The organism is Stenomitos rutilans (assembly GCF_059505485.1).
This window is the reverse complement of record NZ_JCACKR010000048.1, coordinates 17,927-43,501: the sequence shown is the minus strand read 5'-3', so window position 1 is coordinate 43,501 and position 25,575 is coordinate 17,927. Positions and strand designations below refer to the sequence as shown.

Annotated in this window: 18 protein-coding genes; 7 read left to right on the top strand and 11 right to left on the bottom strand. The window is 49.9% G+C overall.

Annotated features, from left to right (window positions below):
• The first annotated feature begins 360 nt into the window (after positions 1 to 360).
• From AC5JLP_RS07875 to AC5JLP_RS07865, 3 genes are all read left to right on the top strand, one after another.
• Positions 361 to 1,017 (top strand): DUF1295 domain-containing protein, encoded by a 657-nt coding sequence (locus AC5JLP_RS07875; protein ID WP_496067422.1) that lies wholly within the window; start codon positions 361 to 363, stop codon positions 1,015 to 1,017.
• A gap of 21 nt (positions 1,018 to 1,038) precedes the next feature.
• The gene (locus AC5JLP_RS07870; protein ID WP_496067373.1) at positions 1,039 to 2,802 is read left to right on the top strand and encodes a glycosyltransferase family 39 protein; all 1,764 of its coding nucleotides are present in this window, start codon (positions 1,039 to 1,041) and stop codon (positions 2,800 to 2,802) included.
• 421 nt (positions 2,803 to 3,223) lie between these two features.
• Positions 3,224 to 3,850 (top strand): TMEM165/GDT1 family protein, encoded by a 627-nt coding sequence (locus tag AC5JLP_RS07865; protein WP_496067372.1) that lies wholly within the window; start codon positions 3,224 to 3,226, stop codon positions 3,848 to 3,850.
• A gap of 103 nt (positions 3,851 to 3,953) precedes the next feature.
• Here the strand turns inward: AC5JLP_RS07865 and AC5JLP_RS07860 are convergent, their stop codons facing one another.
• Together AC5JLP_RS07860 and AC5JLP_RS07855 are read right to left on the bottom strand one after the other, a co-directional pair.
• Positions 3,954 to 4,259, bottom strand: coding sequence for a hypothetical protein (locus AC5JLP_RS07860; RefSeq protein WP_496067371.1), 306 nt, complete (start codon positions 4,257 to 4,259; stop codon positions 3,954 to 3,956).
• 57 nt (positions 4,260 to 4,316) lie between these two features.
• A complete protein-coding gene (locus AC5JLP_RS07855; RefSeq protein ID WP_496067370.1) occupies positions 4,317 to 6,806 on the bottom strand; it encodes a glycoside hydrolase family 31 protein in 2,490 nt (829 codons plus the stop codon).
• A gap of 267 nt (positions 6,807 to 7,073) precedes the next feature.
• On the opposite strand from AC5JLP_RS07855, the gene AC5JLP_RS07850 reads away from it, so the two are divergent.
• Positions 7,074 to 7,640, top strand: coding sequence for an NADPH-dependent FMN reductase (locus tag AC5JLP_RS07850; RefSeq protein WP_496067369.1), 567 nt, complete (start codon positions 7,074 to 7,076; stop codon positions 7,638 to 7,640).
• Between the two features lie 405 nt (positions 7,641 to 8,045).
• Here the strand turns inward: AC5JLP_RS07850 and modB are convergent, their stop codons facing one another.
• The 5 genes from modB to modA form a co-directional block, all read right to left on the bottom strand.
• Positions 8,046 to 9,896, bottom strand: coding sequence for a molybdate ABC transporter permease subunit (gene modB / locus AC5JLP_RS07845; protein WP_496067421.1), 1,851 nt, complete (start codon positions 9,894 to 9,896; stop codon positions 8,046 to 8,048).
• Positions 9,897 to 10,195: 299 nt separating this feature from the next.
• Positions 10,196 to 11,368, bottom strand: coding sequence for an MbnH family di-heme enzyme (locus tag AC5JLP_RS07840; RefSeq protein WP_496067368.1), 1,173 nt, complete (start codon positions 11,366 to 11,368; stop codon positions 10,196 to 10,198).
• Between the two features lie 5 nt (positions 11,369 to 11,373).
• Positions 11,374 to 12,267, bottom strand: coding sequence for an MbnP family copper-binding protein (locus tag AC5JLP_RS07835; RefSeq protein WP_496067367.1), 894 nt, complete (start codon positions 12,265 to 12,267; stop codon positions 11,374 to 11,376).
• A gap of 53 nt (positions 12,268 to 12,320) precedes the next feature.
• Positions 12,321 to 14,822 (bottom strand): TonB-dependent receptor domain-containing protein, encoded by a 2,502-nt coding sequence (locus tag AC5JLP_RS07830; RefSeq protein ID WP_496067366.1) that lies wholly within the window; start codon positions 14,820 to 14,822, stop codon positions 12,321 to 12,323.
• Positions 14,823 to 15,151: 329 nt separating this feature from the next.
• Positions 15,152 to 15,943 carry a molybdate ABC transporter substrate-binding protein gene (gene modA, locus AC5JLP_RS07825; protein WP_496067365.1) on the bottom strand — a complete coding sequence of 264 codons (792 nt, stop codon included), beginning with the start codon at positions 15,941 to 15,943 and terminating at the stop codon, positions 15,152 to 15,154.
• Between the two features lie 89 nt (positions 15,944 to 16,032).
• Between modA and AC5JLP_RS07820 the strand changes: the two genes are divergently transcribed.
• Entirely contained in the window at positions 16,033 to 16,464 is a 432-nt protein-coding gene (locus tag AC5JLP_RS07820; protein WP_496067364.1) for a TOBE domain-containing protein, read from the top strand.
• A 438-nt stretch (positions 16,465 to 16,902) separates the two neighbouring features.
• Entirely contained in the window at positions 16,903 to 18,114 is a 1,212-nt protein-coding gene (locus AC5JLP_RS07815) for an acetate kinase (RefSeq protein ID WP_496067363.1), read from the top strand.
• Here AC5JLP_RS07815 and AC5JLP_RS07810 read toward each other — a convergent pair whose 3' ends face one another.
• From AC5JLP_RS07810 to AC5JLP_RS07800, 3 genes are all read right to left on the bottom strand, one after another.
• Positions 18,115 to 19,350 carry an MFS transporter gene (locus tag AC5JLP_RS07810; protein WP_496067362.1) on the bottom strand — a complete coding sequence of 412 codons (1,236 nt, stop codon included), beginning with the start codon at positions 19,348 to 19,350 and terminating at the stop codon, positions 18,115 to 18,117.
• A gap of 13 nt (positions 19,351 to 19,363) precedes the next feature.
• Positions 19,364 to 20,020, bottom strand: coding sequence for a cadmium resistance transporter (locus AC5JLP_RS07805; protein ID WP_496067361.1), 657 nt, complete (start codon positions 20,018 to 20,020; stop codon positions 19,364 to 19,366).
• Between the two features lie 68 nt (positions 20,021 to 20,088).
• Positions 20,089 to 22,821 carry an MGH1-like glycoside hydrolase domain-containing protein gene (locus AC5JLP_RS07800; protein WP_496067360.1) on the bottom strand — a complete coding sequence of 911 codons (2,733 nt, stop codon included), beginning with the start codon at positions 22,819 to 22,821 and terminating at the stop codon, positions 20,089 to 20,091.
• A 404-nt stretch (positions 22,822 to 23,225) separates the two neighbouring features.
• On the opposite strand from AC5JLP_RS07800, the gene AC5JLP_RS07795 reads away from it, so the two are divergent.
• The gene (locus tag AC5JLP_RS07795; protein ID WP_496067359.1) at positions 23,226 to 24,515 is read left to right on the top strand and encodes an acyltransferase family protein; all 1,290 of its coding nucleotides are present in this window, start codon (positions 23,226 to 23,228) and stop codon (positions 24,513 to 24,515) included.
• Positions 24,516 to 24,792: 277 nt separating this feature from the next.
• On the opposite strand, the gene AC5JLP_RS07790 is transcribed toward AC5JLP_RS07795, so the two are convergent.
• Positions 24,793 to 25,527 carry an amino acid ABC transporter ATP-binding protein gene (locus tag AC5JLP_RS07790; protein WP_496067358.1) on the bottom strand — a complete coding sequence of 245 codons (735 nt, stop codon included), beginning with the start codon at positions 25,525 to 25,527 and terminating at the stop codon, positions 24,793 to 24,795.
• Positions 25,528 to 25,575 lie beyond the last annotated feature (48 nt).

Here is a 25,575-nt window from a genome sequence, read left to right as displayed (position 1 = left end):
GATGAGAGCAGCGCTCTGTAGATGCGGTTACACCGCTGAGTCTGTTAGATCGTACCGTCACATCAAAAAGCTATTGGCAAGTTGAACGAGAATGCCACCATTGCTGGGCTTTGCCGAATAGCTTTGGGCGCTGTCATGCGCAGTGTTATACCGATTTAAAGAATGACGGCTACAGATCAATCGGTGGGTAGGGGCAAGGCATTGCCTTACCCCTACAGGATGTGTCGCATTTTCAATTCAAATTGGTATTACTAAATGCTTGGCTGCTTACATACGGCTGCAAATCTGATACAACAAGCAAGGAACAAGTTTTTAACTGGGTAAATTCTGTTCATCCTTGTAGTGGTGTATCACGGTGTGATGAAAGCAAAACATGCCATCAATTTGCACAAGGGACTCACGGCTGCGATCGTCGTTGGTCTCATGCTGGTGTACCAAAATTTTACGCTTGGCCCCTGGGTTTACCTGGCACTACATGGCACCTATGGGTTTCTCTGGCTGCTGAAAGATCAGCTCTACCCCGATCGCCAATGGGAGCAGGAAATGTCTCTTAGTGGCGCGATCGGCGTATTCATGCTGCTTGTGCTCTACTGGGTCACGCCCTTCTTACTGGTCAGCCGTGGTACCGTGCCGCCTCTGCCTCTGGTGGCACTGGCGATCGCGTTGAACCTTGTTGGGACGTTCCTCCATTACGTCAGCGATGCTCAAAAGTATTACACGCTCAAATATCAGCCAGGTCTCATTACCGAAGGGTGCTTTGCCCGCAGCCGCAACCCCAATTATTTGGGTGAGATTCTGATTTATAGCTCGTTTGCGTTGCTAGCTCAGCACTGGCTTCCCTTCGCTATTCTGGCGCTATTTGTGAGCGTGCTGTTTCTGCCCAGCATGCGTAAGAAAGATCAATCTCTCGCACGTTATCCCACGTTTACTGACTATCAAGCCAGGACGGGGTTGCTGTTGCCAAAGTTCTTTAGGTTGCCCACTGCCGAAACAACGGTGCCGACTGAGAAGCCTTAAATGACATAGGCACAAGCCCACATGAAAGCTGTTTTTGACCAGAATCGTCCCTTGTCTCCCACCTGGTTGCGGTTGCTCGTCATCCATTTTTTGGTGATGGGAATTGTGTTTCACTTCGTCAACCTGAACCACAAAGTGTATGCACCCAGTGAGGTAGAGACATCGCTGCGGGCAGCAGGCTACACTCAGCAGGCAGTCGCTCAAGCAATCTTCCAGAATCAGGTGATTCCGGCAAAAGACCTGTTGCGCTTTCAACAACCAAAGCCAGACAGTACGTTGGTTGATACAGTGCGATCGCTGGCGCTGGAAACCCCACAGCACCCTCCTCTGTATTTTCTGCTTGATCGCCTCTGGGTGCAAACGTTAGGTAGACCCATACAGGCACTCTTTGGTAGCCCACTCACCGCACCACGCTTACTGCCTGCGTGGCTGAGCCTGCTCGCGCTCCCGTTGATGGCCGCTCTTGCTTGGGAGTTGTTTGCCTCATCTGCCATTGCTTTGTTGGCAACCACGTTTCTTGCGCTTTCTCCTTTTGAGATTCTGTTTGCGCAGACAGCGTGCCCTTTGACCTTGCTGACGCTTGCCGTCATTGCTAGTCATTACCTCCTCCTGCGCGCAACCCGACTATCCGACGTGCCTAAAATTCGTTCTCGCGACGTTCTCAAGCGTCCGCCGTTCGCCTGGCAGCATTGGGGGTTGTATACACTGGTCGTTACGTTGGGGCTGTATACACATCCGTTGTTTGTGCTTATACTCATCGGACATACCCTTTGGATTATGCAGAGCGCGATCGCCTCTAAGTCACGGATCAGCCTTCATCAGAGGCTCAACGGTTTCTGGCTCTCTCTATTGGTGGCTGGTTTGCTGTTTATGCCCTGGCTTTTGGTTTGGCTCACGCACGTTCAGCACTCCTTTACAACCAGTCAATGGCACCCCAGTTCATCAAGCCTGGGGCATGTAGCAACGCTTTGGCTCTTGAGCGTAACCACGGTGTTTCTAGACGTGGATTCTGGGTTTGGTCAGCCCTGGCTGTGGGTGATACGGTTATGCCTTGCTGCATTGATTGTGTGGGCGTTTTATGCACTTTACCAGCGGGTCGATCGTGCCTGGTTGTTTGTGCTGACCTCAACCATCATGCCCTTTCTAGTTCTGGTGCTGTCAGACCTCGTCCTCAACAGTCAGCAATCAACGGTTAATCCTGCTTTCGCGTTGTGCTATCCCGGTGTGCAGTTGGCGATCGCCTCTTTCTTAGCCACCCGACTGACACCAAAACCCCATTACCTCAGCGCCAGACCGCGTCGATCGATCAATCCATCCCGCTTTATATTGCGCTTCACCTCTTACACCTGGACGTTTGCCAGCCGCATGGCGTGGCGCATCGTTTTGTTGGCTCTTTTGATTGCCAGCCTCGCCTCCTTTATGATGAGCGCAGCCTCTCTGACCTGGTGGCACGAACACCAGAGCTACTTCAATGCCACCATTGCTCATCGGCTTAATGCAGAACCCTCTCCACTGCTGGTGAGTGATGCTGGCGACGATGCCACAAACCTGGGTAATTTGATTTCGCTCAGCTATCGGCTAAGCCCCAACGTGCGACTGCTGCTCCTGCAAGATGCCAATTGGGTGACCAGCGCAGCTTTCACGTTGCAAACAGATGGCTCAACAGTCATCGCGTTTCGCCCGTCACAGCCGTTGAAACAGGCATTGGAGCGATCGCGTTTCCTCCAACCTCTCCTGCCCGAAGCTTACGTCTGGCAGGTGTCAGCCCCAGAGAGAGGCGTTTAATTTGTTAAAGCAAAGGCTTGTGGAAGGACGAGGTAGCTTTAACTCTACCCCCTGCCCCATTCCTCTGTCTTTTGTCTTTTACCTTCTGCCCTCTGTCCTCTGCCTTCTTCCAGATTTGTGGATTGCTTGAGTAGTCAAGTGCCTGTACAATACAAATGTTTGAAGGGGAGTAGCTGCTGACGATACGTCAGCCCATCTGAGTCAACATACTGGCGATAAGCCTGGTTCAGATGACAAATAAAAATTTAGTTGAACGGTTTTAGTTCTTAGCCTTTGAAACATTGCTGAGAGGAAACCACTAAACACTAACAACGATTTGCAAGCGAGACCTTCACTGAGTTCACAGATGTGAGCTTGGTGAAGCTGTTGCAGTTCTCATCAAGCTCACTCAGATACCGCGATCCTGAGGAGTTTGAGAGCAATGTTAGCAGCGTTTACGGCTGGATTGTTGTTAATTACAGTTTCAGAATTGGGCGATAAAACGTTTTTTATCGCCATGCTTTTGGCGATGCGCCACTCTCGCCGCCTGGTCTTTGTGGGCGCGATCGCGGCCTTGGCAACGATGACCGTGCTGTCAGTGCTGATGGGGCAAGTGGTGTCGCTGTTGCCCAAAATGGTGCTCCACATAGCCGAGGTTGTGCTATTTGTTGGCTTTGGCGTTAAGTTACTATACGATGCCAGCCAAATGTCGAATACGGCAATCTGTGAGGAAGTGAAAGAGGCAGAGGAAACTATTCAACAGGCTGACACGCTCACCAAGAAGCGAGGCATGAGACGAGGCATCGTTCTGCAAGCGTTTGCACTCACGTTTATGGGCGAATGGGGCGATCGCACACAGTTTGCGACGATCGCGCTGGCTGCCGCTAAAGATCCGTGGGGCGTGACAGCAGGTGCCATTGCCGGACATGCCGTTTGCGCCGCGATCGCAGTAATGGGCGGACGGTTACTGGCCGCACACCTGTCCGAAAAGCTGATTACAGGGAGCGGCGGAGCACTGTTCATCCTGTTTGGGGTGCTTGCGTGGTTTGAGGGCAGTGGCATGCACTGACGATCCATTTCCTTTTCATTGAGCTACCGCTGAGGCACTCCAACCACCGATGCTACGCAGGTTCGGTCACTCAAAACTCAAAACTTAAAACTGAAAACTGGTACTATACCTTCCCACGCCAGTTTAGGCCGTTCTGATTGAGCGATCGCAGGTAAGAATCCGGTTGGTCAATAATGCAATGAGCCAGGGCGATCGCTTGCTCTAAATGTGCTGCGGTTAATTGCTTATAGGCAGGTTCTCGCTGGCGTTCTAACACTTCATACCAGCAGCGACCAAAAAGGTTGTCTAAAATGATACGTTGAAAGCAGTGATTGTAGCGCACTGGAAAGTGGCGAGCAGTAGCCAGGTTCGGCAAGACATGGTTGGTTAGCTCAAGATACTGGTGGCGGAGTCGCGTCAAACGATCCATGATTCATTCTCTAACTCACTGCTCGTTTTAGCTTTATCCATCAACCAATGAGGCGGCTTACTTCACATGCATGTGGGCAAAGCGATCGCGGATATTGACCTGATTCTCCTGAACCGTTGTGGCCTCTCCATCCACCCAGGCTTGCTGGATGCTCATTCCATGCACATGCACTTGAATTGATGCATAAGGAAAAGGAAAATCGCCCTCAGCCTCCCAGGAAAGATCTAAACCACCCGCAATACGCTGCATAGAGAGACGATCGAGCCGAGACGCTTCATACCCATCCCCTACATCGGTGTAAAGCGTCCATTCACTCGACCCTTCCGTGAGTGGATAGAGATGTAGCGTTAGGTGTTTTCCCTCCAAGTTTTGCTTAGGTATCAGGTTAAACGAGCCGCCCTCTGCCATCGGCAGAATGGTTCCTGCTTTCACCAAAACAGGAATTTGCTCCAGAGGCGCATCGAGCGTTACGGATCCTTCCAACAATTGATCATCCCAGAAGTGATACCAGTGCCCCGTAGGCAAGGTGATGGCACGCGATCGCTGCCCCTCCTGCAAAATGGGATAGATTAGCATGCGATCGCCTAGCAGAAAGGCATCATCGATATTCCACAAGGTTGGGTTCGTTGGATTGAGCCAAAACACAGGACGCACAGGTGGATAGCCCTTCTGCGACGCATCCCAACACAGCGTGTAGAAATAGGGCAGCAGCCGATAGCGGAGTTGCAGAAACGAGCGAATTACACTCAGGGTTGGCTCGCCATACGACCAGGGTGTGCGATCTTCCACATTATTGGCCGAATGCGTGCGACAGAAGGTGATGAAGCTACACATTTGAAACCAGCGTAGATACAATTCTGCCGATGGATTGCCCTGAAACCCACCGATGTCAGGGCCGCTGTACGGAATGCCTGACAGACCTAAGCCGATGACCGTTGAAATGGTTTGGCGTAACGCCGTCCAAGTACATTCAATATCACCTGTCCACGTCCAGGCGTAGCGTTGCAATCCGGCCCATCCCGCACGAGAGACGATAAACGGACGCTGCTTGGGACGAGCTTCACACAGGCTTTGGTAGCCAGCCTGAGCTTGCAACAAACCATAGACATTGTGGGCTTCCAGATGATTGCCCCCTCTGCCTTCCATATAATGCTGTGTGGCAAGGGGAGGGAGCGAGCGATCGCCCCAGGCAATAAACGCAGCAGGCTCATTCATATCATGCCAAAAGCCCGCAACGCCCACAGTCAGCAGAAACTCATACTGACGGCTCCACCAGCGACGAACTACCGGATTGGTAAAGTCAGGAAACACGCACCAACCGGGCCACACGGGAGCAACCACCAACTGTCCATTGGCTAGCCGACAGAAAGCATCCAGCACGCGCCCTTCCAGAAATAAGTTGCTCTTACGGCTCAGCTTGACACCCGGATTGAGAATCGTGACAAACTGCACGCCGTGTTCCAGCAATTCTTGAATAAAGCCTCTCAAATTGGGAAAGCGATCGGGGTCAACCGTAAACGCTCGAAAGCCCACCTGCACATCAATATCGAGGTGAAACACACTGAGGGGTAAGTGATGTGCCTCAAACCCCTGGTAGGTTTTTCTCACCGCGTCTTCTGTGCGATACCCCCAATGCGATTGGTGATAGCCTAAAGCCCAACGGGGTGGTAGGGGCGATCGTCCCGTTAGCTCGGTATAACGCTCTATTAGCTGCTGAGGTTCGCCTACAGCCATGTAATAGCGCAAAGAACCACCTTTAAAGCTGGCAGTGGCAACATCGCTAAACGTGAAATGGGCATCAAACGAGTTTTCATAGAAAACGAGGTAGCTGCCCTGGTGATGCAAGCCCCAGTAGAGTGGAATGCAAATATACATGGGATCAGCCCCAGCGTCGTATTTACCCGCTGCGTCGTAGTTCCACATGCGAAAGGTTTTGGGCGTTTGGGTGATTTCCTGCTTCTCTGTCACCTCTCTGGCAAGACGTAGATTGAGCGGCACGGCGCGTTCGCCCAACCCGTAAATGGCTTCTTCTGGTCGTAAGGTCGATCGATGTGTCCATCCATCCCCGGTCTTTTGGGGTGGCAGTTCTCCTCGCACGATCGCGCCCTGCGAGTCAAGCACCGTCACCCGACCGTCAGAGGCCACAGCAAGTTGAAGCACTGGCGCATCATCCACATAACTGGTGAGCGTCCAACCGTCTGCTGTTTCCTCTAGATGAGTGGCAACAGGTTCCCACGTATGACAAGCGATCGCGTAAGGAACGGGTCGTAGCCCTGGTTGCCAATCCATCCGTGCAAAATCAGGCTTGAGGAAGCAAACGTCTAGCTCGGCTTGCTCAAAGTAAAACTGGGCACCGCTGGCAGTCGGCTCAGCTCGCAATAATTTTCCCGGTCGTTCAAAGGTTTCTACAGACGGGGCGATCGCAACGTCACGTTCAACCCTTTCCTTCCAGCGCGAATAACGAAACGCCTTCGGTGCGTAACTGAGGTAAAACAGCGATCCGATGAAAAACTTGATCTTGAGCGATAGCTGCTTAGTCCAGAGCATAGCGTTTCCACCGTATTACCGCTTGCATGGGTCATTGCATGTGTCAAACGCTCCCATCATGCGTAACGTCTATCCAAAACGCTATTCACCCAGGGGCAGATTTCAACCTTCTGCCGCTTCTGATTACCTTGAGAGGTAGAGGCAGTTGCGCCTGAGGCACCATCAAGACAGCAGGCTGAATTTTACACTAAAGCGTACTCATAATGAATCCGTTTTAGCTATACTAGAAACACATGAAGCTTGAGCGATTAAGAAGGTTTGGTATCTATGGTTAAGATTGTGGGTATTGCTGGAAGTTTAAGGTCGACATCGTACAGCCAGCAGGCTTTGAGCGTTGTCATAGAACGCGTCAGGGCATTGGGCGCTGAAGTAGAGTTGCTAGATTTACGGGAGCTAAACCTCCCCTTTTGTGATGGTAGTGACGAGTACCCGGACTACCCCGATGTCGAAAAGCTTCGCAAAGCGGTGCTAGAGGCGGACGGCATCATTCTGGTGACGCCCGAATATCACGGTAGCCTCAGTGGTGTACTCAAAAATGCGCTTGATCTCATGAGTTTTGACCACTTTTCTGGCAAAGTCACTGGCCTCATGAGCGTTTTAGGTGGACAGTCTAATAGTAATGCCCTGAATGATATGCGAACCATTACGAGATGGATTCACGCCTGGACGATTCCAGAACAGGTGGCGATCGGACAAGTGTGGAAAGCCTTTGATCAAGATGGCAATCTGCAGGATGAGAACCTCTCAAAGCGGATTGATACCTTTGCACAAAGCATGGTTGAGAATACTCAAAAGCTAAGGGGACTGCCTCAACGAGCAATGGTTGCTAGTTGAAACATACGTACAAAATGGTGAATTTAAACGGGTGTAACACTCCTACTTGCTTTAGGAGCATACCCGTTTAATAGGGACTGTTACCTTAAATCTTGCACCTTTCCCAATCACTCGCCCTGCAATAAATTACGGGTTAATCGAATGAAGTCCGTTTCAACGGACTGATAAGCCGCCTCGTAGCTCTGAGTCCACTGAAGTGGCCTTACCGCTGTTAGCCCGAACTTTGAGTTCAGGGCGGGAGTATGCGATAGCCGAGCTGACTGATACCGATTTAAAGAATGACGGCTACAGATCAATCGGTGGGTAGGGGCAAGGCAGTGCCTTGCCCCTACAGGATGTGTCGCATTTTCAATGCAAATTGGTATGAAAGATGCTTTCTTGAGAATGGTGCAAGATCTGAATTACCTAATTTAGTAACATGAGTCGGAGTGGATCGAGGTAGACGAGCCAGGGCAATGGCTTCTGCTTCAGCGACTCCCAGGTTTCCTTAAACACTTCTGCCTGCACATGATAGTCCTGTGGGTGATCGGGTTGGGTATTGAATTTCAAAAATACCGTCATGCGATGCGGTGTTTCGCTAATGAGAACCAACCAGCACGGAACAGTATTGACCTGATTAACCGCATCAACAAACCGCATTTGATGAGCACGAATCCCTACATACGCGAGGTGATCGGGCAAGGCCAGCACTTGCAATGACAAACCCCAATCGGTTGCTAGAACGGTTTGTGAATCGATCGCCTTTGCAACCGAAATGTTCTTACAGCCCGTTAACTGAGCCACGCCCAACAGCCCCGGTCGTTCAAAAATATCGTATTTGGAACCATATGCCAGAGCGTGACCCTGCTCCAGCACCAGCAGATTCTCACAGACTCGATAGGCTTCTTCTAAATTGTGAGTGACAAAAAGGCTCACGCCGTGAAAGCTGCGGAGACGTGTAATCATGGCCTGTTCCATCTGGCTACGCAGGTGTGTGTCTAGCGCTGAGAAAGGCTCGTCCAGCAGTAACAATTCTGGTTCACTCGCCAGTGCTCGCGCTAACGCAACCCGTTGCTGCTGCCCACCGGATAGCTGGTTGGGATAGCGATCGCCGTAACCCTGCAACTGCACCGCTGCCAGTTGAGCCTCTACACGCTGTTGGGCTTCACTAGCAGAAAGGGCTTTGGGCAAGCCAAAGGCAATATTTTTTGCCACTGTCATGTGGGGAAACAGCGCATAGTTTTGCACCAGAAACCCGATGCGGCGATCGCGGCTGGAAACGTTAATCCCCCGTTTGGCGTCAAACAGCACTCGTCCATTCAAAACAATTTGCCCTTTGGTTGGGCTTTCCATCCCTGCCAGACAGCGCAGCAACATACTTTTGCCCGCCCCCGATCCGCCCAAAATTCCTAGCGTAGATGTCCCAACATTAAAGGTTAGATCTAAATCGAAATGGGTCAGCCGCTTTTGTATATTGACCAGTAAGCCAGACAACCCGTTGTGGAAAGCTGCTGGCTGTTCGGGTGACGCGATCGGGGCAGGTACCGTTACTGTTCGCGCGATCGTCGCTGGACTTGATAGCTTGAACGCAAAGCGTCGCTTTTTTTGCTGCTCCTGCCAAAAATCGACCATAAAAAGGCCCGACAGTGAAATGAGCATGATCACGATCGCCCAGAACCAGGCTTCCTGCATAGCACCTGCTTCCACCGCAAAGTAGATTGCCATTGGAATCGTCTGCGTCTGACCAGGAATATTACCTGCCAGCATCAATGTGGCACCAAATTCACCCAGGGCGCGAGCAAAGGCAAGCACCGCTCCAGCAATGACTCCGGGCAGCGCCAGGGGCAGCATCACGCAACGAAACACCGTCCATTCTGAGGCACCTAACGTGCGAGCAACCGCTAAAAGATTGGCATCAATTTGCTCAAAGGCTCCCAATGCTGTGCGATACATCAGGGGAAAAGACACGACTGTTGCCGTAATCGCCGCTCCATACCACGTAAAAACCACACTGAAATCAACTGACATGAGCAGTTGTCCAGCCGGCCCATTCTTACCAAACAGCAACAGCAGCAGAAACCCCACAACGGTCGGTGGCAGAATCAGCGGCGAGACAAAAAGCCCTTCCAGCAACGATCGCCCCTTGCCGCGATAGCCCAACATCCAGTAAGCAACTGCAATACCCACAAAGAATGTGAAGCCCGTTGCCAACAGCGATACCTTGAGCGAAATCCAGAGTGGAGACAGGTCAAGTGGCACTGCGATCGCATCATTCATGCTGTTCACACTGATTTAAACAGACCTCATGGTACCTCGCAAAGGCAATTTCCCTTAGTCCCCGTGGAGGACTATGAACTGATACATTTAGGTGAATGAACCACTTGAAGTTAAACATTCTTCACACCTTTGAATCCCTCAGCAACTGACGGTAATCGTCAGCACAGTCAAGTTTTTACACTCCTACTGGGATATGGCAAAGACTGGAACCAACTGTCAAAGACACGCTGTAAGACATGTGTAATTCCTGACATATCGCAAACTCAACAGCGATCGCCCCCTATACTTGCTTTTATCCATCAATCAACCACATTGTTGAAATGGGGATCACTAAATGCTGGATTGTGAATAAACGATTCATCTGTCAAGCTGTGGAGAAATGCGAGCAAGTCCTGTTTCTCTGTAGAGATGATTTGGAACCCAGAAATGAAGTGGCTTTTAAATGGGTTTTGGCTGCCAATTCCAGCATACTCTCCAGCCTGAACAGTGCGTCCACCCGCTCGGTAATGGTCAATGACTTCCTCTAGCGTGGCAATGCTGCCATCGTGCATATAGGGAGCTGTCAAGGCAATGTTTCGTAGCGTCGGTGCTTTGAAACGTCCCATATCAATGGGTTGTTGAGTGATTTCATAGACTCCGGTGTTATTGGATGGAAAAGCACCTTTACCATCGATGTTGTAAAGACCAGTATTGTGAAAAGCAATTTCAGTGAAGGCTAAACGATCATGCTTGAGTGAGTCTGAAAAGTTGAATCCACCATGACAATGAAAGCATTCTAAGCGTTCACTGTGGAATAACGTTTCACCTCGTTTTGCAGAGGCAGAAATGGCATTTTTGTCACCACCAAACCGATAGCGATCGTAAGGCGAGTTGAATGAAATTAAATTACGCTCAAAGGATGCTAGAGCTTTTGTGAGATTACTCAAATTAATGGCGTTTGTCTCTGCACTAAAAGCTGCTGCAAATAGTTTTTTGTAAGTCGAGCTTTGGCGCAGCATGGTAAGCATTTGCTCTTCCCGCCCAACCATTCCCAGTTCGACGGGATGTTCGCCAAACATCGGCACGAGTGCTTGAGATTCTAGCCTTGTCATCAGGGGGTTTGCCCAGGTCAGTACGGAGTTATAGGCGATGTTCGCCAAACTCATGGAGTTACGGGGATGCTTTTCTCCAGTCGCACCGATGCCAACGGGTTTGCCGTCGGTAAAGGCACGTTTTTGCTCATGACAGGATGCACAGGAGTAGTTTCCTGTGATTGAAAGCCGCTTCTCGTAAAACAGATACCGCCCCAATTCGACCTTTTCAGGGGTGATTGGGTTATCAGCAGGTACGATCGGTCTGGGTAAATTGGCAGGCAGATTCCATTCATAAGTTGAGGGTGGACTGGATGCCGCAAATGCTTTGCTTAGCCCGATCGCAAGCAGAAACGATAACACTAGCGCGATCGCCCGTGCGAATTTTCGTTTTCCTTTCAATGCCACTACTCAACCCGAAAGAATGTTTGCTTTGCTGTAGATTTACCCATAAAGGGTAACCCAAGATTTGCCATAATGCCGATACAACCTTTGTTATTAGGCTCAGACATACATCCCACGGCATTGGGTTGTTTTTGGCTCAAATCGGTATTAGCCGTTAGTCGTGCCAAATCGGCTACGACTGTATTTTTTGTCGAATCAAAGCGCATTAAGGTAACGGTTGCTCGGTTGGAATGGCGACAGGCAGTGGTTTTTTCGCTGGCAGCGCCACCCTCACATCCGGTGCTGCCTAAATGAATGGGAAAGCCGATCGAGTCGCCATGTCCCTGATGCTTTTGTTTACCCATTGAAGCCATTGCTGGACTTTGCAAATCAATGCGGGCAAATTTATAGCCAAACTGCCAGTTCCACCACAGCCCAGTCAAGTTAAGGGGCGATGGAGCCAGGGCAGAATCTTCATGGTTCAGATTAGATGGCACTCCGAGGGTGAATTTTAATCCAGTGTAGTTGCCTTTAGGAATAGTGCCGATAATGCGATCGCGGGTTTCAACCGTCCCATTGGCACAGGCTCCTGTCTTATCTTCAAAATCCAGTAGCGCAGTGTTCTGATACTGCCACTTGCCATCCTGTTCTAATGTGATAGGAACTGCTTTTCCAGTAGCATCAATCAGTGCGACCTCTGAAACATAAAACCGGAAGTCAGACGCGACCTGATTTACGGCAGGCTTACCCAATTGATAAGTCGCCTGACAGGAAAAAGGTTGATTTTTTACTTTAGCTGCAAACCGAATTGTTACCGATTGAGTTTCGGCTGCCATTGCAGGTTGGACGATCGCGCCTAATAGGCTTGTCAGAAGCGGCATGAGAGCGATGAGCGATGATTCAAGCGTCAGTTTCATAGTTGCAGAGTTAAACAATAGGGTTGCCTCGGTCAATGATAGGATGTTGAATGCTAAAACTTCGCTTGCACCTGAAAGCCAAAGGTCCGGCGATCGCCAAAGGATGCTAATGTTTCGGGAGGACGAAATGCCGCTGTAACGTACTCCTTGTTAAAGAGATTATCAACGTAGAAGTAAATTCCTACGCTTTTCCATTCGTACCCAATGCGAGCATTCACTAAAGCAAACGGCGGCTGCTTAATGGTGTTGGCATCATCAAAAAAGTAAGTCCCCAACCCTTGCAAATCAACCCTGCCAAAGAAGCCGCTGTTGCGGTACTGCACACCCAAATTTAGCGTATAGTCGGGTGCGTAGGTGAGACGATTACCTCTGAAGTTCTCTCCTGTGAAAGGGTTGCGATACTGAGTAAACTTTGCATTAGTGTAGCCAAAGCCAGCGTTCACCTCAAAGCCTTGAAACGGTTTTGCGGCTAGCTCTAGTTCAAATCCACGGGTTCTAACTCCTCCGTTCGTACTTACAAAGGCGAAGCCAAACTCGTCGGGTAGGAGCAGTTGATAGTCATCAATGTCACTCCAAAACACCGCTACATTTGCCGTGAAGCGATTGTCAAGCCAATTAGTTTTTACACCCAACTCATAGCTCCAGGTTTTTTCTGGGCGCACTACAAACTGGGTCAGATCATCCGATCCATAATTTTGGCTTCCTGGTTTATACCCCCGCGCCACACTGCCATAGGCCATGACTGTGGGACTAAAGCGATACTGCACCGCCAATCGAGGCAGCACAACATCCCCATTAATTTCAGAATTGTTGACGGTTGGGCCAATGGGAACCTCACCTAACCCAGAAGATTCAAAGGTGTTTGAGCGACTCAAGCGATCGCCAAAGGTTTCGTAGCGCAACCCTGCTGTTAACGTGAGCGGATCGATCGGCTTGAAATCAATCTGTCCAAAGCCAGCAAACGTTGTTTGGTCATACAAGCCCGTCAGTCGTCCAACGCCACTACCAGGCAAGCCGAATAGCGATGCCGCTAACGGCGTGTAGAAGGTTTTTGAACGAATATCGAGCGACCTTGACTGATAGTAACCTCCAATGACCCAGCGGAAGCGATCGGCAGTTGCAGGTGACTGGATGCGAATTTCCTGACTCCAGATCGTTGAAGGCTGTCTAGACTCTCCACGCAGCAGGTCGATCGGGCTATAGTCAATATCTGAGATGTAGGTAAGATCAGTTTGATTGTGGGCTGTGGTTGAGATTACATTGACGGCTGCACCTTCATAGGCAATTCGCACTGATTGGGTATTGAGCGACACATCCAGGGAACCCGGAAAGTTGCGCTGCACCTTAAACGGATCGCGCTGGCTGAGTAAAACAAATGTGGCATCTCCATCCTGGTTACTGCCACCGTTTGCATTAAAGGCAATATTCCATTCCTTAGACGGTGTCCAAACGAGGTTGGCGCGTCCAAACAGAGACGATTGAGCGTCAGCATCTTTACCCAGCAGCGTATCGCGTGTGAAACCATCCCGCGCATTATAAGAACCAGACAGCCGAAAGGCCAATTGGTCTTTGATAATGGCATCGCTGAGCGAGAGATTTGCCCGTCGCTGGTTGAAATTGCCGTAACCACCACCGACTTGAATTTCTGGGAAATTGGTGGGTGCGCGGCTGATGATATTAACCACTCCCGCTTGACTGCTGCGACCATATAGCGTGCCTTGCGGCCCACGTAGCACTTCTACCCGCTCTAAATCAAATAGCTCACCGGGCAAATACTGATGCACATTTTCGTAGGGAACGCCATCAATGTAAAAGCCGATCGCATCCCGCACGAGATAATTACTGTTGCCGATGCCGCGAATGGTTTGAAAATTAAAAGAGCGTTGCCCCAATGTGGCAAAGAAGTTTGGGACATTAGCGGCAACTTTGCGAACCGAGTTGATGCCAGCATCTTCCAACGTTTGTCGAGGAATCGCCGTCAAACTGATCGGCACATTCTGAGCAGATTCCGGTCGTTTTTGAGCGGTCACTACCAGTTCCTCTTCTGGCTCAAACGGCAGCACACTAAGAACTAAACCAGATTGGCTTTTGAGAATTGTGCCTTCTGGTGCGCCATCAATGCCAGTGATAACGACTTGTACAGTGTTGGCAGCGATCGCGCTCACACGCACTGCCGCAATTCCCGGAGCCGGATTGTTCTGGCGAAACTCTTTCCCATCTGACAGTTGCAACTGTGCCCTGGAAATTTCAGCAATCAAGCGATTTTTCTGAACAGTCGTTGTTCCCTGAAACGGCTCCCCGCCGCTAGTCTCCAGGACGATTTGCAAACCATCCTGAGTCGGGTTTAGCTTTACTGCTGTAATTTGAACGATGCCTGCGATCGGAGTTACTTGCGTCAACCACTGTTGAACGCTGATTATGGGACGAGGAAAATCTTTCACTCGTTTAATTTGGGTCGTCTTCGCTTCTAAAGCAGATTGAGCATTAACAGGTTGAAAGCCCAGGTAAAATAACCCTGGTACACTCAGGTAAATGAACCACTTACGCTTCACCATTCCTCACACCTTTAAATCTTGATAATGGCTGGCGGCAGCCATCAGCACAGGCAGCTTTTTACACTCCTGTTGAGGTGTCGCATAGAATGGAACCAACTGTCAAAAGACACGCTGTAAAACACGTAAAGCAAGCTTGATGGAGAAAGACAGCGGTTCTGTATCTCTTCATTGCCACAGGTTGGATGCCTGTGTTTAGATGCTTATGTAAGTAGGGCGCGTCATCAATTAAGCTCAAAAACCTTGAGTATCAGCCTTACCGCTTAAATTAGATTGGTATGATTGGGGACACATTTCCTATTCCGCCCCATCTCCCAACCTCTTCCCCCTCTCTACTTCGGCACAATAAACCCATACTTTCTTAAAACACCTTTTGCTTCACTGCCAGAGAGGTACTGCACAAACGCTTTGGCAGCAGCGATATTTTTGCTCCTCTTCAGCACTGCCATCGGATAGACGATCGGTGAATGGTACGAATCAGCCGCAGTAGCAACGATTCTCACCCTGTTAGAAATTTTGGCATCTGTGAGGTAAACCAATCCCACATCGGCATTCCCGCTTTCTACCACTGCCAGAACCTGCCGCACGTTGTTGGCATAGACTAACTTGGGCTTCACTGCATCCACCAGGTTCAACTTTTTGAAAACTTCTTCTGCATACTGCCCTGCTGGAACGCTACGTGGTTCACCAACGGCAATCCGCTTGATCTCTGGCTGCTGCAAACTATTGAAGCTGGTTACACCTCTGGAATCTTTAGGCACAATTAAGACCAACTTATTGTTTGCAAGGTTGGTACGGGTGCCAGGAGCGATCGCTCCCTGTTGATCGAGCGTATCCATCTGACGCTTCCCAGCTGAAATAAACACATCGGCAGGCGCGCCTTGTTCAATCTGCTGTAATAACGCACCCGATGCCCCAAAGTTGAACGCTAGACTCACATCAGCATGGCTCTTTTGATACAGCGGCTTAACGTCTTCCAGCACGTCTTTTAGGCTAGCAGCCGCAGAAACCAGTAGTGGAGTAGTGGCTTGAACGGGCACAGGGGGTACTAGCTGCAAAGCAAGCACCAGGAAAAAACTGATTAGCGCTACAGGCAGAAAAATCAAAAACTGCTTATGTCTCATATAATCCTCACTGGAATAAAAAGCTTAACGGCTAGAGTTGGTAAAATCATACCAATTTAGCCAGTTTTTCCAACTTAGTTGGTAATAAAATGCCTAGAAAAGACCAGGGATGGATTACATTCCAGGCTTCTGAAGAAGAGCGTCAACTGTTGGAGACAATTTGTCAGCAGTCTCAGCGCACGAAGACAGAAGTCCTGCGGGAGATGTTGCGAGGCTTAAGGGATGACACCACAGCTCAACCAGAACAGCCTGTCAACGTGCCGCTTCCAGAAACCAGTGAACCGCAGCCCCGCGCTCTACCCAAACGACCCTTTAAAGTTAGTTCTCGCAACGTTTTAGAGGGCAGGGTTAAACACATCATCAAAGGCTCGGTCAATACGGAAGTGACGTTGGAAATTGTGCATGCCGTCGAACTCACATCCATTATTACAACCACGTCTGCTGAGACGTTAGAACTGGCAGAGGGCAACGTTGCATACGCGGTCATAAAATCCAGCGACGTTGTCATCGCGATCGAATAAGTAGAAACTTGTAATGGAACTGATGTGTTCAGAGCGGTCAGCTTTCAGCGGTTAGCGGTCAGCTCCTCCAGTCGATTCCGTTTAAGTGTGTTCGTTTATACCAATTTGCATTGAAAATGCGACACATCCTGTAGGTGCAAGGCAATGCCTTGCCCCTACCCACCGATTGATCTGTAGCCGTCATTCTTTAAATCGGTATTACTTATAGAACTTACGCATTTGACCAAAACCTCGGAGGTTTAAGCGAGCACATTTGATGACGATGCCTGATTCTTGGTCAAAACCTCTGAGGTTTGCGTAAGTCCTAACTTGATGCGATCGCATTCCATCACCACTAGAATGAATCAAAAACGTACAGTTTGATAGAGGTGAGCCGTTAAACAAACCGCTATCACAAACTCAGGAGCAATGTTGTGACACCCATTTCAAACGTGATCTATGAAAATTCTGATTCTCAATGCAGGCTCCAGTAGCCAAAAAAGCTGTCTGTATGAGGTAAGTGATCCATTACCAGAGCTTCCTCCTGAGCCGCTTTGGGAGGCTACTGTTGACTGGACTCATCATCAGAGTGCTGCCGAAATTAAGGTTAAAACAGCGGCGACTGTGTTAGAAGAAGAAGGGCCCGCCCAGCAGCGCTCAAATGTGATTGTTCACATGCTAGAAACCCTTTGGAGTGGGAAAACCAAAGTCATTGACCATCCATCCGCGATCGATGTGGTGGGGCATCGCATCGTACATGGTGGGCAAGACCATCGAGAGAGCGTGCGAATTACCGCCGATGTGAAGGACGCGATCGCCCGTTTAGCCGTTCTCGCACCCGTGCATAATCCCGCTAACTTGGAAGGCATTGAGGCGATCGAACGCGCTTTCGGTGCAGAGATTCCACAAATTGCGGCCTTTGATACGGCCTTTCATAGCCATCTTCCAGAGGCGGCGGCAGTCTATCCAGGACCTTACCAATGGGTTACTTTAGGGATTCGGCGCTATGGGTTCCACGGCATCAGCCATCAATACTGTGCTCATCGAGTCGCCCACCTTTTACACCGAGATCTCAAAGACTTGCGGTTGATGGTTTGCCATTTGGGCAATGGGTGTTCCCTGTCTGCCATTCAGCATGGACGCAGTATTGATACCACAATGGGGTTTACGCCTCTGGAAGGGCTGATGATGGGAACGCGCTCTGGCTCGGTTGATCCGAGTATTCTGCTGTATCTCATGCGGCAAGAGGGCTACACTACTGATCGTCTGGATCAGGAACTTAATAAAGCCTCTGGATTGCTGGGTATCTCTGGCGTATCTGCCGATTTGCGTCAGGTTATGCAAGCGATCGACGCTGGCAATCCACAAGCCCAGCTTGCGTTAGATATTTACCTCCATCGGTTGCGATCGTGTATGGGTTCCATGCTTGCCAGTTTGGGTGGTTTAGATGCCATCGTGTTTACCGCTGGTGTAGGCGAAAATGCTGCGATCGTGCGCTCTCTTGCCTGCGAAAGCTTTCGCTTTATGGGCTTGAAGCTCGATGCCGAAAAGAACCAGCACCATCCCATCGATCAAGATATCGCCTCAGCAGATTCCACTGTGCGTATCTTTGTCATCCACACCCAAGAAGATTGGGCGATCGCGCAAGACTGTTACCGTCTTTTGTCCTAATCAGTAGCGAATGAGCCGTGCCAGCACAAACATCACACCCGATGCCAGCCATGCACCCACCACAATGCTAAGCATGCCCGCATCAAAACTGCCTGTCATCGCCACAATGGTGCCTGGAATCAAGGAACCACCGACTCCTCCCAATAAAACTGCCAACCCGTTATAAAGCCCCGTCCCTGCGCCCACTTGATCGCTCGGCAAAAGACGTTGAACAATGGCATATTCTTGAGCACCATACGCGCTTTGGCAGAACACGGCGATCGCAAAAAACAGCACCAGCAGTTCCACCTGCGTTGTCAGAGACGCAATGTACACCATGCCACCAGCCAGTAAAAAGCCGATACCAGCCAGTTGCGTTCGCCGTTGCAGCCTGTCTCCGATGTAAGCCATCAGAGCAATACCCACAATGCCAGCAGTAAACACCAGGGCAAGGGGCCAGCCCAATTGTTCAAAATCAATCCCCTTGGCACGATTAAAGTAGGTCGGCAACCAATTCAATAAGCCAAACGCACAAAACGCATTGAGACTCCCGCCAATGACCACAAGCCAAAACCGAGCATCTCGACGATACGCGATCGACGACTCAATTGCCTGCTCATCCTCTATAGCGGTAACAAATGGCTGGGGACGCTCCTTGCGAGACGGCTGATCTCGCACTAGCACGTAAACCAATGGCAGCGACAGCACCATCCCGCCAAGACCCAAACTAGCAAACGTTTGTCGCCAACCCCAAGACTGAATCAACGGCACCACAATGAGCGGCGCGATCGCCGTAGACAGCAGAATGCCGCTGCCCCAAATTGCATTGGCACGCGATCGTTCATTCGACGAAAACCAACGGCTGGTAATCGCACTCGCCATCGGAATATGTACGCCTTCACCCAATCCCAAAAGGAGGCGCAATACAATCAACGCCGTGAGAGAGTATCCCAAGGGAGCACTCAAGAGCGTGATAAGTGAGAAAGCTCCAATTGCCACCATTACACTCCGCTTTGGCCCAAACCGCTCAGCAGCAGGACTCAGCAGCATGTTAGAAAAGGCATACGAGACATAGAAGGCCGCTAATAATAATTCACCCTTGGAACCGATTTCGCGATCACTCCAGCCAAAATCCTGAGCAATACGAGGGATCGCCAGCGAGAGATTATTTCGATCTAAATAGTTGATAAAAACTGTGACAGCTAAAACAAAGGAAATCCGCCATCGAGTTTGGCTCTTGGAAGTTATAAGACTCATACGCCTGTCCCACTCACAGCCTTGGCAAAAGCCGATACGATTCACTGTCAACCAAAATAAAAAGGCCCAGGCCAATGAGTACAAAGGGAACGATCGCACCGCTCCAGCGAGTTAAGCCCTGCGCAATCAATGGATGTTGAGTGAGCTGGTAGGCAATGAAACACCACAGGCTAACCATCACGAAAAACGTAGTTAGAATAACGCTTAAGCTAGAGAGGCTACTGCTCGCAAAAAGCGGCACATAAATGCCAACGTTATCACCGCCATTGGCAACGGTAATGGTCGCAACTTGATAGACTGGTGGCGCAAGCAGGCTAGTAACCGCTGAACGGATTGGATGGCCCGTCTGAGGTAGGCTCAGCTCATCAGCTACGTTCTGAATGTCCGGTTTAGCCGTTTTCTGGTTTAGTAACTCTTTAAGCCCGATCGCAATGGGAATCAGGCCCAACAGCCCAATCCATGCTTTGGGCAACACCTGCCCACCGAAGAAACCAGGCAGACTCAGCGCAATTAAGATCGCGAAACCGAGGTACTGCCCCATAAAAATATGCTTTGGGCGAAACGTCGTATTCACCTGAGCAAAGAAGAGCATCAGGATCACAATGTCATCAATATTGGTTGCAATAAACGCTGTTATGCCCGCAACAACAGCTTGTATAAACCAGTTCATACCGTTCCCCTAAAGCTCCTCGCATTTAAAGCTCTCCGCTAAAAAACGTGTGTTGGCTACATCAAGGCTTAATACTGATAACGAGTCGTATCGCCCGGAGTGGTGGTTTGAGAAATAATCTCCTTCGTCATAAACCCTGTTGTCTGGATTATACGTGCTACACAGCCCGTCCAGCCTGTTTGATGACTGGCACCAATGCCAGCACCGTTTTCGCCGTGAAAATATTCGTAAAAGAGGATGAGATCTTTCCAGTATGGATCAGTTTGGAACTTTTCAGCGCCGCCATAAATGGGTCGTCGTCCTGACTCATCTTTTAAGAACATACGGGTCAGACGATCGCTCACTTCCTTCCACACGTCAAACAATGTTTTTTGTTGACCTGATCCAGTGGGGTATTCGATCGTAAACGCATCGCCATAGTAGCTATAGAGATGAATGAGCGATCGTAGTAGCAGAAAGTTAACAGGCATCCAAATAGGGCCGCGCCAGTTGGAATTACCACCAAACATCCCTGTATTGGAATCGCCGGGTAGATAATCAACCCGAAACTCCTGCCCAGCATGGTCAAAGAGAAACGGATGATCGTGATGATAGCGGGAAAGCGCTCGAATCCCATATTCACTAAGGAACTCAGTCTCATCTAACATGATGGCTAAAGTGCGACGAAGCTTTTGCTCATTCACCAGAGCAAGCATGAGCCGTCCGTTGACACCTGGCGTTGTGGGTAGATGAATGTTCGCTGTCAATTCAGGATGACGCATCAAAAAAGACTGCGCCCGTTTTTTGAATTTACTGAGTTTCTCGAAGACGTTGGGTGGAAAAACCGCGATCGCCATCAGTGGCAGTAATCCCACCATCGATCGCACCTTCAATCGCTGGCAATCGCCATTAGGCAAGCGCAGCAAATCGTAGAAAAACCCATCTTCTTCATCCCACAGCTCATCGCAGTTTTCACCAATGCGATCCATCGCGCCAGCAATCCATAATGTATGCTCAAAGAATTTGATCGCCAGGTCTTCATAGAGAGGATCGTGGATCGCCAGCTCGATCGCAATTTGCAACATCCGCTGACTAAAAAAGACCATCCAGGCAGTACCATCCGCTTGTTCTAGAATGCCGCCAGTGGGCAAGGGCGCACTGCGATCGAACACGCCAATATTATCCAAACCTAAAAAGCCGCCTTCAAAAACATTGTTGCCAATGGTGTCTTTGCGGTTCACCCACCAGGTAAAGTTAATCAGCAGTTTAGAAAACGCATATTTCAGGAAGTTGATGTCACCAGCGCCATGATTCTGCTCTCGATCGCGGGTATAAATCTCCCAGGTAGCCCAGGCATGAACGGGTGGATTCACATCCCCAAAATTCCACTCGTAGGCAGGCATTTGCCCATTGGGATGCATGTAGTCTTCTTGCAACATGAGTTCCAATTGCCGCTTGGCAAAGTCTGGGTCAACAATGCTCAAAGGAATCATGTGAAACGCCAAATCCCACGCGGCAAACCAGGGATACTCCCATTTATCTGGCATGGAAATGACATCATCGGTATACATATGATGCCAATCGCTGTTCCGCACGTGCCGTCGCTGATCGGGGCGCATGTAGGGGGTAACGTTATGCTCCTCCAACCACTTTTCCACATCGTAATAGAAGTACTGTTTTGACCACAGCATCCCTGCAAGTGCCTGCCTCATGACGTTAGTACGATCGACATCCGCCTTGACCGACGCTGGCGTGACGCTGGCGTAAAACTCATCCGCTTCTTTCTGCCGAGCGGTCAATACCGATTCAAACGCATCAAAAGGGTTTCCAAGCTGGTTGGGGTGTGTTGCCGACAGGCGTAGCCGAACGATCTGGGTTTTTCCCACTTCGACCATGATTTGGTAATGGGGCGCAACTTTAGTCCCGATCGCAGAGGGATTCACCATCTCTGTCTGCCCATGCACCACGTAGTTGTGAAAGGCATCTTTCACGTAAGGGCCGTCATTATCAGTTCCAAACAAGCGCTCGTTATTCGTTTCATTTTCCGTGAATAGTAAGGGCACGACTCGATCGCAGTACAGATAGTAGTCTTCCAGCTTTTCTTTAAATAGTGGATTGGTGTGATACGCGTGCACAACGCTATACCCTGCACCTTCGTACTTTTGCATAATAGGTTTGGAGCCACCGTCTTTCCAGCTCCAGGTGTTGCGAAACCAGAGAGTCGGTAAGAGATGCAAAGCAGCGGCTTCTGGCCCTCGATTACACACCTTAATCTGAATCAACATATCTTCAGCGCTGACTTTGGCATAGTCCACAAACACATCAAAGTAGCGATCGTCATCAAAAATGCCCGTATCCAGCAGTTCATATTCCAATTCATCACGACTGCGGCTACGGTTCGTATTCACCAGGTCGGCATAGGGAAACTCTGCCTGCGGGTATTTGTAGAGATACTTCATGTAGGAGTGCGTAGGTGTACTATCCAGATAAAAATAGTATTCCTTCACATCCTCGCCGTGATTGCCTTCACTGTTATTCAGCCCAAACAATCGCTCTTTTAAGATGGGATCGTTGCCATTCCACAAGGCCAGTGCAAAACACAGCAGGCTATGCGTATCACTAATGCCACCCAAACCATCTTCGCCCCAGCGGTAGGCACGCGATCGCGCCTGGTCATGCGTTAAATAATTCCAGGCATCGCCGTTATCACTGTAGTCTTCTCGCACAGTACCCCACTGGCGCTCGCTGAGATACGGTCCCCAGAGTTTCCAAACGGCTTTTCCGTCTCGGCAGTCCTGCAACCGTTGGCTTTCTGAAGTCATAATGGTGTGTCCTAAAGCTTAGGGTTTGATGCAACGAACTCAGTTATAGAATGAACCCAGCCTCAATTAAGCTACCAGGAGCATCTAAACCTTACAAGCGGTCGCTGACCCGCATGGGGGCAGTTGCCGTCCGCTCAACGTGTGAGTGCAAAAGCCGCAATGCCTGTTGATAGCGCTGGCTCTTACCTTTGAAGAAGGGCTAGGAAGGGCGATCGCAAGCGACATACGATCGCCATATTTAGAGGTCGAGTGAATGTTAAATTCACTGTGGCTGAAGCTTAAACCAAAAAAATAAGAATGGAGTAAGAACAGGCAGGTCATTAGTTGAGCCGTCGATCGCAAAGCGGTGATGCAAAACTCGCTTGTGAAAGAACTTTAAAGCCTGACTGTTAGCCCTTGTGCTCATGGAGCATTACGGTAAAATTAGCACCGATCGCAAAAAATATTTCACTGAACCCGCTCACATCATGGGACTCGCTATGGCAAACGTTGAAGGGGAGGGGCTGAAACCGGGAGCAAACCCACCACTACCACCTAAAATTCGGCTGGAATTTTTAGATGGCATGCGTGGGTTAACTGCCTTCTACGTAGTGCTAGTGCATGTTTACCGTGAAATTGATGCAGGTCTGCAAGGTGATGGATTACCAGTTCTCTTTTACTGGGCAACGCGGTGGATGACCCACGGTCGCAATGCGGTCTCCATCTTCATTGTGCTTTCCGGGTTCTGCTTGATGCTGCCCGTTGTACGTAGCGCAACAGGGCAACTGAGAGGGGGCGTACTTCAATATCTCAAACGAAGGGCTTGGCGAATTATACCGCCCTACTACATGACGCTCATCCTGCTGGTGCTGTTGTTTTTGGTCATTCCCAGACCGCTACAAAGCTTGATGGGGGTTGCCTGGAATGAGTCAATGCCAGCTTTAACAGAAGGCACGATTCTGTCTCACGTTTTACTGATTCAAAATTTGAGCTTGAGTTGGATCTATAAAATGGAGATTCCGATGTGGAGCGTCGCTACGGAGTGGCAAATCTACTTTGTGTTTCCCCTGCTGCTGCTAGTCTGGCGGCGGCTCAATTTGGCGACAGCAGTTGGGCTTGCGTTCGCGATCGGTTTGGCGCTGCATTTCCTGCCTCACAGCCCTTTAGATCAGGCGATTCCCTGGTTTTTAGGACTGTTTGCGCTGGGCATGTACGGCGCACATATTGTGTTCTCGCCAAAACGTACCGCGATCGCTCTCCGCAAGCGTTTTCCCTGGCGCAGCCTTGCCTGGATGTCCTTGACAGGCTTAGCGGCTGAATATTTCCTACGACCCAGTATTGATGCCAACTTCTCCACTGTTTTCATCAGCGATCTGTTAGTGGGCCTTTTTGCACTCTCGGTTATCGTTGACTGTGCCACTCACCGGGCTGAAAAGCGAGACGATCGCCTAGCCATTTTAGCCGTTTTAGAATCAAAATGGGTCGTCTGGTTGGGGAAATTCTCCTATAGTTTGTACTTGATTCATCTACCCATTCTGGGTCTGGCTGAATTACCGCTGAGTGGTTTGCATTCGCCTGTGAGCAAGTTTTTTGGATTACTGCTGCTGGGGGTACCTATGGCACTGTTAGCAAGCTATGGCTTCCATCTGCTGTTCGAGAAACCTTTCATGTCAGAATTTTCCCGTTCCAGTCGGCAAAAGGCGATCGAAACCTAGAAAGCGAGCAGCGGGCAGCCTTCAGAGCAAAGCTATGTGCTTGCAGGTATGGGGTGTAGAGTGAATCCAAAGCAAAACCGCCGTTAAAGAAAAGCTGATCGCTGATCGCTGATGGCCGATCGCTCTCTTCACGCACTAAAGCAGAATGGCGCTGACTTAAGGGGACACGCTTCACCCTGGTCGCCCCCTAAATCCCCCAAATTTGGGGGACTCTGAGATTTGGCTCCCCCAAACTTGGGGGTGGGGGGCAGTTCGGATTGTTATTTCAGCCATTCCACTAAAGCATCTTCTCAAGGAATTGCTTGGCCCGATCGCACTGAGGATTGCTGAAAAACGTATCAGGTTCGGCATCTTCTGCGAGAGAGCCTTCGTTGAGAAACCAGACGCGATCGGCCACTTCACGCGCAAAGCCCATTTCGTGAGTCACGATCGCCATCGTCATGCCAGTTTTTGCCAGCCCTTTCATGACTTCCAGCACTTCCTGCACCATTTCGGGGTCAAGGGCAGAAGTGGGTTCATCAAACAAAATCACATCGGGCTGCATCGCAAGGGCACGGGCGATCGCCACCCGTTGTTTTTGCCCACCGGACAAGCGAGATGGGTAAACATCTGCTTTTTCTTCCAGTCCCACCTTTGCCAGCAGTTCCATACCCAACTCTCGGGCTTTCTCTGATGGCACTTTGGATATCTTCGTAGGGGCATAGATGACGTTCTTCAGCACCGTCATGTGGGGAAACAGATGGAAATGCTGAAACACCATGCCTAAATGTTGACGCACGTTGGAAATATTCGTTTTTGGGGCAGTAATTTCTTCACCCTTGAAGTAAATTTTTCCTTGCGTCGGCGTTTCTAACAAATTCATGCAGCGGAGCAAGGTGGATTTGCCACACCCAGACGGCCCAATCACCGCGACCACTTCACCTTTGCGAATCTCCGTGGAAATGCCTTTGAGCACATCCAGCTTGCCAAACGACTTGTGCAGCCCTTCTGTTTTAATGATGGTTTCACTCACGGCTTTCAAAGCTCCTTTTATCAATACCTTAAGGGTAATGTCTGACAC